General features: G+C 60.9%; 2 protein-coding genes. One reads left to right on the plus strand and one right to left on the minus strand.

Annotation, left to right across the window (positions count from 1 at the left end; translation table 11 throughout):
• A partial coding sequence (locus tag RZA33_RS19350; RefSeq protein WP_317509411.1) for a hypothetical protein occupies window positions 1-358 on the plus strand: 358 nt, incomplete at its 5' end.
• Here RZA33_RS19350 and RZA33_RS19355 read toward each other — a convergent pair.
• Window positions 355-534 (minus strand): hypothetical protein (locus RZA33_RS19355; protein WP_317509412.1); only part of this gene is annotated, 180 nt, incomplete at its 5' end. The two genes, RZA33_RS19350 and RZA33_RS19355, sit on opposite strands and share 4 nt — an antisense overlap.

Consider the following 534-nt stretch of genomic DNA (forward strand, 5'->3'; position numbering starts at 1 on the left):
CGCCGCCAAGGGCAAGATCGGCGAATACCAGGATGCCAACGGCATGCACGAAGCATGGCCGGAATTGGCCGACAGCACCAAGGAAGACCGCGTGCGCAAGGGCTTCACTGAGAACGACCCGCTGTTGCGCACTGGCGAGCTACGCGATTCCCTCAGCCATGAGACGCACGGCCTGGAAGCCGCGATCGGGTCCACTTCGGACATTGCCGTCTACCAGGAACTGGGGACTGACAAGATCCCGCCGCGCCCGTTCTTGGGCGCTGCGGCATACGAGAGCGTGGACGAGGTGAAAAAACTGGTCGGCGGCGCGGTGATTACCGGGAGCGTCGGGGGAACTTCGCTGGACTACAAGGTCTAGAAGAGGCTGCTGAGTACGAGGTAAAGCACAAAGGCTCCCGCAGCCATCGCTATGGTTCCAGCGCCAAGAAGGAACAGGCCGAACATTCCGACGATGATCCGCTCAGGAAGGGACAGCAGCGCGGACTTTTTATGGCGCGTTGGGATGTGCCTGATGTTTGGGTATTGGACCCAGGA

The organism is Halovibrio sp. HP20-59 (assembly GCF_033052795.2).
Lineage (GTDB): Bacteria > Pseudomonadota > Gammaproteobacteria > Pseudomonadales > Halomonadaceae > Vreelandella.